The organism is Nonomuraea sp. SBT364 (assembly GCF_001083785.1).
Taxonomy (GTDB): Bacteria; Actinomycetota; Actinomycetes; order Streptosporangiales; family Streptosporangiaceae; genus Nonomuraea.
Window position 1 is genome coordinate 107,204 of sequence record NZ_LAVL01000011.1, and the last position, 9,106, is coordinate 116,309.

Genomic DNA, 9,106 nt, shown 5'->3' on the forward strand with positions numbered 1-9,106 from the left:
CTTGCTGGGAAGGCAAGCCTAACCTTAGGAGTGACACATGTCGGGACCGGTCCTGGCCCGCAGGGGCTTCCTCGCCGCCACGGGCGCGCTGCTGCTGTCGGCCTGCGGCACGGGTGAGGGCACGGGTGAGGGCACGGGCAGCGGTACCCCGGCCGCCGCGCCGTCGTCGGCCCCGGCCGCCGGGGCGTGGACGTTCACCGACGACCGCGGCAAGAAGATCGACCTGCCCGCCGCGCCCTCCCGGGTCGTCGCCCAGGTCGGCGCGGCCGCCGCGCTGTGGGACTTCGGCGTCCGCCCGGTCGCCGTCTTCGGCCCGCACAAGCTCAAGGACGGCGCCAAGGACCCGCAGGTCGGCAACGTCGACATCGGCCAGGTCGTCGGGCTGGGCAACGCCTGGGACGAGTTCAACGTCGAGCAGTACATCGGGCTGCGGCCCGAGCTGCTCGTCACCGGCATGTACGACGCGGACACGCTCTGGTACGTGCCCGAGCGGTCCAAGGAGACGATCGAGCAGGTCGCCCCCACCGCCGGCATCAAGCTCACCGGCCGCTCCGCCACCGCGATCATCGGCCGCTACGAGGAGCTGGCCACCTCGCTCAAGGCGGAAATGGCGGGCGTGGCCGAGGCCAAGGCCCGGATGGAGGCCGCCGGGAAGGAACTGGCCCGGTTCAAGGACCTCAAGGTCCTCGTGATCTCCGCCGGCCCCGACGGCATGTGGGTGGCCAACCCGCCCCACCACCCCGACCTCACGCACGCCGCCGGACTCGGCCTGAACGTCGTCACTCCGGACAAGGTGGACGAGGCCGGCTTCTTCCAGAGCCTGAGCTGGGAGAACGCCGACACCTACGACGCCGACGTCATCCTGCACGACACCCGGACCCAGGCGCTCAAGCCCGAGGAGATGCTCAAGAAGCCGACCTTCGCCGGGCTGCCCGCGGTCAAGGCCGGGCAGCTCTATGCATGGCGGGCCGAGGCGCCGTTCAGCTACCAGTCGTACGCGGGGGTGCTGGAGGAGCTGGTGGCCAACCTGGGCAAGGCTAGTAAGCTCCCCTGACCTCGACGATCTCGGCGAGAGGGAACTCCAGGTAGTCGCCCGCCTCCTCGCACCACGCGTCGAGCGCGCCGCCGCGCAGCTCGCCGTGGCTCACGGTGGCGGTCAGGCCGCCGGTCAGCGTGATGCCGGCCCGCACGCCCCGGTCGACGACGAAGCCGAGCAGTGACTGCTGGGCCGTCGGCAGCCTGGTGGCCATCCTGCCGATCACCGCCCAGGTGCGCCCGCCCTGCTCGGCGGCCGACCGGCTGTCGGCGATCAGGCGGCGGGCGTGCTCCTGCGGGTCGGGGGCCGGCTCGGCGAGCGCGTGCGGCGCCCGGTCCAGCTCGGCCACCTGGCCGCCGGGCAGCAGGATGAGCTTGCCGCCGTGCGGCTCCTCGGCCCGGGTGCGGCGGATGGCGATCTCGCCGGTGTCGGCGACGGGAACCGGCGCGTAGCCATGTTCGCGCAGCGCCGCCAGTGTCCGCCCGGCGTCGGCCGAGGCCACCAGCACCGTCGGGGCGAGCAGCCGCAGCCCCAGCCGGGACAGGCGGCGGTGCGCGGCGATCTCGGCCAGCAGCGACGGGTCGGACGCCTGCACCACGCAGCCGACCGTGGTCACCGTCACCTCGCCGTGCCGCCGCGCCACGTCACGCACCAGGTAGTCGAGCGGCTGCGGGATCGTGCCGACGCCGGACAGCTCCTCCAGCAGCTCGTCGGCGTCGTATCCGCGGTCGAGCGCCCGCCGTACGCTCTCGGTGGTGAAACGCCACACCGAGGCCGCGCCCCGCGACTCGCGCTCGGCCACCCGGTCGAGCAGCGCGGCCAGCTCCGCCGACGGCGGCCCGGTGACGACGGCGGTCAGGTCGGGCCCGAACAGGGCGCTTCTGCGCACGCTCGCCAGCGCCCTGGTGGACGCCTCCACCAGCGCCGGGTCGTGCTCCACGAGCGGCACCGAGTCGTCGCTCTCCTCGCCCGCCCGGTCCGACAGCCCGGCCAGCGCCCGCCCGAGGTCGGTGAGCGCGTCGTTGGCCAGCAGGCCGAGCAGCCGCGCCTCGTCGATCACCGCGGACGCGCACGCGCCGAGCAGCTCGCGGTCGAGCAGCGGGGCGTGCCAGTGCACGCTGGCCACCAGCCCGTCGCGGCCGGCGAACGCGGTGCCGGACGGCAGCTGCGCCAGCACCGAGAGCACGGCGCGGCGCACGCGCGCCACGGCCGGGCCCGACTGGTCGTCGCCCAGCAGCGTGCCGTAGCGGCCGTCGATCTTGCGCAGTGAGGATCGCTCCATCCGCCACCAGGCCGACAACAGCACCCGCAGCCGGGCCGCGCCCTCGTCCAGGCGCCACCGGTCGAAGCGCTCGGTCGGCACCAGGCCGCCCGACGGCTCGTCCCAGGCCAGCAGCCGGGCCACCGCGCAGACCTCCAGGAGCAGCCGCGTCTCGTCCTCGTCGCAGCCGGTCTCCTTGGCCACCCTGCGCACCTCGCGCACGCCCACGCCGCCGGTCTTGAGCAGCGGCAGCGGCGTCTTGGCGGTGTTGTCCAGCAGGGCCGCGCAGCGTTCGACGACGTGCGGCGCGGCCAGCGTCATCAGGTGGTCGACCTCCTCCGGGTCGACCGGCAGCGTGGCCAGCTCGGGCGCCCGCGCCGCGAACGGCGGATGGTAGCCCGGGCCGCGCAGGCACAGCGCCACCTCGCGCGGCATCTCGGCGACGTGCCAGCTCGGCCGGTAGAGCAGGCCGTGGTCGGCCGACCACTTCTCGGGCGTGCCGGGCGTCACGAACCCGCCGCCGTCGACGTCCCGTACGGGACCGTCCCAGGCGAAGGCGGCGAGCAGGTCGCGGGTGCCGGCGGGGGCGTGGCGCAGCAGCGCCTCCACGCGGGACGGGTCGGCGAGCGCCTCGCTCACCCGGGTGATCGTGCGGCGCTTGTTGGAGTGCGGCGGCAGGCCCAGGTTGCGGGCCAGCGCGCGCAGCGTGTCGGTGCTGATCGTCCAGGAGTTGAGGTAGTGGTCGAGCGGCTCGCCCAGGCCGAGCGGCGTGTTCCACCAGCGCGCGACGGCCTCCGACAGATGGATCTCGCCGTCGTCGCCCGGCCAGGCCAGCGCGTGGTCGTAGAGGCGGTCGAGCCAGGGGCGCAGCTCGCCCGGGGATCTGCCGAGCAGCCCGGCCAGCAGCTCGGTGGTCGGCCGGCGCGGGACCAGGCAGGCCTCTGCGAGCTGGAGGCACGGCAGCGGCAGGCGGCGCAGCGCCTCCATGGCGGCGAAGCCGTTGCTCAGGCGCTGGGCCAGCGTGTCGAGGCGGCGCGGCCACGGTGCGGCGATGGCGTCAGGCCGGTTGGACAGGATGCGGCAGAGCCTGTCCTCGTCGAGGGTCCGGAGCCAGCCGAGCAGGTGATCGTCCATCGGTCAGCACTCTCATGGGTCGCGCGTAGGACTCACCGTGAGCCATGACCATCCACGGTAATGCAGATCACTCCCGGTCAGGAGAGAACTGCCCAGACGATCTTCCCGTGGGGGGCGAGCGCGGACCAGCCCCAGCGGAGGCTGAGCGATTCGACGATGTGCAGACCGAGGCCGCCGGTGTCAAGGGGGCCGGGGTGGCGCAGCACCGGCACGGAGGCGCCGGGATCGGTGAACGCGCTGGTCACCAGCGGCCCGCGGCGCACGAGCGACATGTGGACGGGCCGTTCGCAGCGGGGCTCCTCCAGGCGCAGGCCGTGCCGCAGGGCGTTGGTCGCCAGCTCGGAGACCACGAGCTCCAGGTTGTCGGCCACTTCGGGAAGGTTCCAGGCCGACAGGACCCCGGCGGTGAAGCTGCGGGCCGCGTGGACGGAGGAGGCGGTGGCGGGGAGCACGAACGTGGCGCTCGAGGCGGGACCGGGCACCAGCAGATCGCGCGCCGCCTCGGGCCACCAGCCGACCGGAGGCCACCAGTCGAACGTGGTCCACGGGCCCGTCGCCAGGGTGGATTGCACGTGATCATTCTGCGTCAGACTCTCGTGCAGGTGCAAGAGCGAATGCACGTGCAGACAACTCGTGCAGCCGCTACGGTTGTTCGTCAAAAGGTCAATCAGTGGGAAAGGGGATCTTGTCCGCAGCCCATGATCTTTGGGTTGTGAAGTGACACACTGTGTGGCAAGGAAACGACCAAGGAGCACCACGTGTCCATCGATCCGCCCGGTTCCGGTTCGACCGTTCGGCGCATCATGCTCGGTGCAAGCCTGCGGCGGCTGCGCGAGGACAGCGGGCTGACCCGCGACCAGGCCGGCTTCCACATCCGGGCCTCCGAGTCCAAGATCAGCCGGATGGAGCTCGGGCGCGTCGGATTCAAGACACGTGACGTCGAGGACCTGCTCACTCTCTACGGCGTCGTCGACAACGCCGAGCGGCGTGCTCTGCTGGAGATGGTGCGCGAGGCCAACACCCCGGGATGGTGGCACAAGTACTCGGCCGAGCTGCCGCACTGGTTCACCACGTACGTGGGCCTGGAGGAGGCGGCCAGCGTGATCCGCACCTATGAGGTGCAGTTCGTGCCGGGCCTGCTGCAGACCTCCGCCTACGCGCGGGCGGTGTTCCAGCTCGGCAACCCCGACCTGTCCGCCGACAAGATCGAACGCCGCGTGCATATGCGCATGCAACGGCAGGAGCGCTTCACGAGGAAGGACGGCCCGCGCCTGTGGGCCGTCATCGACGAGGCGACGCTCAAGCGGACCATCGGTGGCCGGAGGGTCATGGCCGAGCAGCTCCGGCATCTGCTGGAAGTCGCCGCCCTGCCCAATATCACCATTCAGGTGATGCCCTTCAAGTACGGCATGCACGCTGCCGAGGGGGGCGCGTTCAGCATCTTGCGGTTTCCCGAGTCCGACCTGTCGGACGTCGTCTACGTCGAACAGCTCTGGGGTGCCCTCTACCTGGACAAGCGTGAGGACATCGACCCGTACCTCACCGCCATGGAGCAACTGTGCGTGGAGAGCACCACGCCAGGGGGCACCGTCGAGCTCATCGGCGGCCTTCTCAGAAAGATGTAGATGAACCAGACCTACAACGGCATGCCCGCCACCGACCTCACCCAGGTCGCCTGGCGCAAGAGCCGCTACAGCAACTCGCAGGGCAACTGCGTGGAGCTCGCCGAGCTCCCCGACGGCGGGATCGCGGTCCGCAACTCGCGCTTCCCCGACGGCCCCGCGCTGATCTACACCCGCGACGAGATCCGGGCGCTGGTGCTCGGGGTGAAGGACGGGGAGTTCGACGGCCTGCTCGTGTAACAGCGTGTTTACCTCCGGCGTGCTCGTTTAACCGGGGTGCGCCGGAGGCGTAACCGGTCAGGCCACTCAGTTCCGGAGGATCGGGGCATGCTCGACCAGATGACCCTGTACCCGATCGCCGACGACGTGCTGTTCGCGCCGGGCGGCAAGGTCGTGATCCGCACCTACGGCGTCGCGCCGGCGGCCGCCGGTGGCTCCATCTCCTACCGCACCTGGGTGACGGGCATCCGGGACCATCCGCGCTACTGGCACTGGGGGCACTTCGAGGACGCCGCCTCCGGGCACCGCCGCGTCCTGGAGTGGCTGACCGGCCGGGGGCCGCAGCCCGCCGAGGCGCCGGCGTCCTGACGGGGGAGCCGCCCGTCTGGCGCCGGGGGGCGTGCCGGGTTAGCGTCGGAGCGGAGGCAGCCAATGACCGACGCGTACCTCTACGACGGGCAGGGCCAGAGCGAGCAGGGCCAGAGCGGGCAGGGCCAGGGCGGGCACGACGGCTACGGTGAGCATGTGCGGGCCTGTCCCGCCTGCAGCGCGGCCGTCGCGTTGCTCGGGTGGCCGGGCCCCGCCGTCGCGCCGCCGGACCGGCTGCGTGAGGCGGTCCTGTCCGGGGCGCGCCGCCGCCGGGCGCCCGCGGAGCCGCTCGTCGCCGAGGTGGCCGCGCCCTACGCCGAGCAGGTGGCGCTCATGGACGACCTGCTGGCCGGCCTGACGGCGGCCCAGTGGGAGGCCCCGATCGCCCGCCACGGCACCGTGCGCGGCATGATCGAGCATCTGGCGGCCAACGACGCGCGGGTGGCCGTCTTCATGGGAGTCCCCGGACCGGCCGCCGCCCTGCCCGCGCACCGGCGGTGGCGGACGCAGGCGGGATCCCTGCTGGAGCGGGTCTCGGCGGGGCGCGAGGCGCTCCTCGGCGCCGAGGTGGAGCTGGCCGGGGCCCGGCGCGAGCGCGGGCCGCTGCGCCACGCGCTGGTGCAGCGCACGTTCGAGACCTGGACCCACGCCGACGACATCAGGGCGCTCACCGACCGGCCCGCCGCCCCTCCGCCGGACCGGCACGTCCGCATGATCGCCGAGTTCGGGCTGGCCGTGCTGCCCGGCGCGGTGCGCGGCAAGCGCCGCGACGCGGCCACGTTCGTGCTGACCGGGGCGGCGGGCGGCACCTGGACGGTCCCGCTCTCGCCGGCCGCCGACCGGGTGACGGTGCTGATCTCGGCCGACCTGGTGGCCTTCTGCCGGCTGCTGGCCGGCCGGTGGCCGCCCGGCTCCTTCCCGTACGCGGCCGAGGGCGACCCGGCGCTCGCCCGCGAGCTGGTCCGCGCCGCCGCGACGCTGGGCTGCGACGGGTGAGCGGCGACGCGGCGCTGGCCGCCCGGCTCGTCGCCGGCGACGCCGGGGCGCTGGCCGACGCCTACGACGCGCACAGCCCGTACGTGTACGGCGTGGCGGTCAAGGTCACCGGGAGCCCGGAGCACGCCGCAGAGGTCACCCGGGAGGTGTTCGCGGCGTTGTGGGAGCGGCCGCTGTCCTACGATCCCCGGCTCGGCTCGCTGCGCGGCTGGCTGGTCAGCCGGGCGCTGCACGAGTCGGCGCCGCGCTCCGGCGTCAGCTGACCGGCGCGTTCCACGTCATGATCACCGGCTCGCCGTGCTCGAAGCCCAGCCGCGAGTACGTGCCCGTGTCGAGCTTGAACAGCCGCCCGTCGGCCGGTTCCAGGCCGAGCCAGCGGGCCGTCAGCACGCGCAGGATGTGGCCGTGCGCGACCAGCGCCACCCGGCCGCCGGCCCGCTTTGCCCGCTCGATCACCCGGTCGGCCCGCGCCCCCGCCTCGGCGGCGCTCTCGCCGGGATGCTCCGCGTCGCCCGGGATCACGCCGTCACGCCACAGGTACCAGCCCGGCCTCGTCTTCCTGATGTCGGGCGTGGTAATGCCCTCGTAGCCGCCGTAGTCCCACTCCCACAGGTCGGGATCGACCTCGAAACCCGTCAGCCCCGCCAGCTCGGCCGTGCGGCCCGCCCGCAGCGCGGGGGAGACCACGACCAGGTCGAACGGACGATCCTTGATCAGCGGCACGAGCGCCCGCGCCTGCTCCTCGCCGCGCGGGGTCAGCGGCACGTCGGTGCGGCCGGTGTGCCTGCCCGTACGGCTCCACTCGGTCTCGCCATGCCTGAGCAACACCATCTCATCCATGGCTCCATCATCCCGGGGCCGGGCGGGCACGGAGTACGCGGCCCGGCGAGCGCACCGCGTCGCGCTTCAGGACGGCTCCGCGGCGGCGTGGTGGCGTGGTGGCGTGCCAGGAACAGCGGCACCGCGCAGGCCGGCACGCCCGCCGTGCCCAGCAGCACGAACAGCGCCGCCCCCGCCGGTCCGAGGCGGTGCTCCGCCACCGCCGCCGCCCACTCCAGCAGCTGGCTGACGATCGTTCCAGGCCCACGAGCAGGTGAGCATCGTCAGCACGCCGATGCCGGTGTATCCGGAACAGGCCGCGACCATCCCGTAGGCGCCGCCGGATCCGGCTGCGGTCATCGCACCGAAGATGATCAGTTGACGTCGGCGAACAGCCCGGCCCGCAGGATCAGGCCGCCGGCCACGAACAGGCCGAGCCGGGGCCGTAATCCAGATGGGATCATCGTAAGATCGTATATATGGAGCCAGTGGCCGTAGGACTGATCGGGGCGGGGCCGTGGGCCGAGATGGCGCACGCGCCGATGCTGGCCAGGGGCCCGCACACCAGGCTCGCCGGTGTGTGGGCGCGGCGGCCCGAGTCGGCCGCCCGGCTCGGCGCGCCGGTGTTCGAGCGGGTGGAGGAGCTGTTCGACGCGTGCGAGGCCGTCGCGTTCTGCGTGCCGCCCGCCGTGCAGGCCGAGCTCGGGGTGCGCGCCGCCCGCGCGGGCAAGGCGCTGCTGCTGGAGAAGCCGCTCGCCGACTCGCTGGAGGGCGCGCGGCGGCTGGCCGGCGTCGTGGCCGAGACCGGCGTGCCCACCCAGATGGTGCTCACCCTGCGCTATGCCGCCGGGACCAGGGACTTCCTGACCCGGTGCGCCGAGATCGACCCGTTCGGCGGGCACGCCGCGAACGTCTCCGGCTCCCTCATGGGCGATCACCCGTTCGCCACCCCGTGGCGGCTGGAGCGGGGCGCGCTGCTCGACGTCGGCCCGCACGTGATCGACCTGCTCGGCGCCGCGCTCGGCCCCATCACCGGCGTGCGCGCCCACGGCGACCCGCTCACCTGGGTGGGGCTGCTGCTGGAGCACGAGGGCGGCGCCGTCAGCGAGGCGTCGCTGTGCCAGGCCGGGGTGGGCGAGCTGCCCCCGCCGAGCTTCGCCGTCTACGGCAGGAAGGGCACCGCCGTGCTGCCCCATGACGACGACGACCCGCTGGCGGTCATCGCCGAGGAGTTCGCCCGCACCGTCCGGCAGGGCGGCGGGCATCCGCTCGACGCCGCGCACGGACTCCGGCTCCAGGAGATCATCGCCGAGGCGGAGTCTCAAGTCCGCACCCCTTGACTTCGCCGCCGTTCCAAGGGATTGATAACGTTTGTCCGACGCGCAGTGCTGCAGCGAAGTCCGGTGCGAGTCCGGCGCTGTCCCGCAACTGTCATAGCCAGGTCGCCTGCCTCTGCGTGACGTCATCAACCCTCGTGGAAAAGGGTGATCCGTCGCTCTTAGCGGGTCTCTCGGTTCCGTCAGTGTGAAAGGACTACTCGTGAGGCCCGTACGCACGGCCTTCGCGGGCGCGCTGCTGGGAACGCTCCTCCTGGCCGGTTGCGGCCAGAGTGGCACGACAGCCACCCCCGCCACCCCTACGAGAGGACCG

The 9,106-nt window shown here is 73.1% G+C and carries 10 protein-coding genes; 7 read left to right on the forward strand and 3 right to left on the reverse strand.

The window, feature by feature from the left end; genetic code table 11:
- The first annotated feature begins 37 nt into the window (after positions 1 to 37).
- A complete protein-coding gene (locus tag ADY59_RS08255) occupies positions 38 to 1,054 on the forward strand; it encodes an ABC transporter substrate-binding protein (RefSeq protein ID WP_049559727.1) in 1,017 nt (338 codons plus the stop codon).
- Here the strand turns inward: ADY59_RS08255 and ADY59_RS08260 are convergent.
- Together ADY59_RS08260 and ADY59_RS08265 are read right to left on the reverse strand one after the other, a co-directional pair.
- The gene (locus tag ADY59_RS08260) at positions 1,038 to 3,431 is read right to left on the reverse strand and encodes a helicase-associated domain-containing protein (RefSeq protein ID WP_049559730.1); all 2,394 of its coding nucleotides are present in this window, start codon (positions 3,429 to 3,431) and stop codon (positions 1,038 to 1,040) included. The genes ADY59_RS08255 and ADY59_RS08260 overlap by 17 nt on opposite strands.
- A 77-nt stretch (positions 3,432 to 3,508) precedes the next feature.
- Positions 3,509 to 4,003 carry an ATP-binding protein gene (locus tag ADY59_RS08265; RefSeq protein ID WP_049559733.1) on the reverse strand — a complete coding sequence of 165 codons (495 nt, stop codon included), beginning with the start codon at positions 4,001 to 4,003 and terminating at the stop codon, positions 3,509 to 3,511.
- Between the two features lie 231 nt (positions 4,004 to 4,234).
- On the opposite strand from ADY59_RS08265, the gene ADY59_RS08270 reads away from it, so the two are divergent.
- From ADY59_RS08270 to ADY59_RS51175, 5 genes are all read left to right on the forward strand, one after another.
- Entirely contained in the window at positions 4,235 to 5,056 is an 822-nt protein-coding gene (locus ADY59_RS08270) for a helix-turn-helix domain-containing protein (protein ID WP_082309947.1), read from the forward strand.
- The gene (locus ADY59_RS08275; protein WP_049559738.1) at positions 5,057 to 5,293 is read left to right on the forward strand and encodes a DUF397 domain-containing protein; all 237 of its coding nucleotides are present in this window, start codon (positions 5,057 to 5,059) and stop codon (positions 5,291 to 5,293) included.
- An 87-nt stretch (positions 5,294 to 5,380) separates the two neighbouring features.
- Positions 5,381 to 5,641 carry a hypothetical protein gene (locus ADY59_RS08280; protein WP_049559739.1) on the forward strand — a complete coding sequence of 87 codons (261 nt, stop codon included), beginning with the start codon at positions 5,381 to 5,383 and terminating at the stop codon, positions 5,639 to 5,641.
- Positions 5,642 to 5,704: 63 nt separating this feature from the next.
- Entirely contained in the window at positions 5,705 to 6,637 is a 933-nt protein-coding gene (locus tag ADY59_RS51170) for a hypothetical protein (RefSeq protein WP_049559743.1), read from the forward strand.
- Positions 6,634 to 6,900, forward strand: a complete 267-nt coding sequence (locus ADY59_RS51175; protein ID WP_053174541.1) for an RNA polymerase sigma factor — start codon at positions 6,634 to 6,636, stop codon at positions 6,898 to 6,900. The genes ADY59_RS51170 and ADY59_RS51175 overlap by 4 nt, the downstream gene beginning before the upstream one ends.
- On the opposite strand, the gene ADY59_RS08295 is transcribed toward ADY59_RS51175, so the two are convergent.
- A complete protein-coding gene (locus ADY59_RS08295; protein WP_049559745.1) occupies positions 6,893 to 7,477 on the reverse strand; it encodes a histidine phosphatase family protein in 585 nt (194 codons plus the stop codon). The genes ADY59_RS51175 and ADY59_RS08295 overlap by 8 nt on opposite strands.
- Positions 7,478 to 7,935: 458 nt before the next feature.
- On the opposite strand from ADY59_RS08295, the gene ADY59_RS08300 reads away from it, so the two are divergent.
- Complete coding sequence (locus ADY59_RS08300) at positions 7,936 to 8,796, forward strand: Gfo/Idh/MocA family protein (protein ID WP_049559747.1); 861 nt, start codon at positions 7,936 to 7,938, stop codon at positions 8,794 to 8,796.
- Positions 8,797 to 9,106 lie beyond the last annotated feature (310 nt).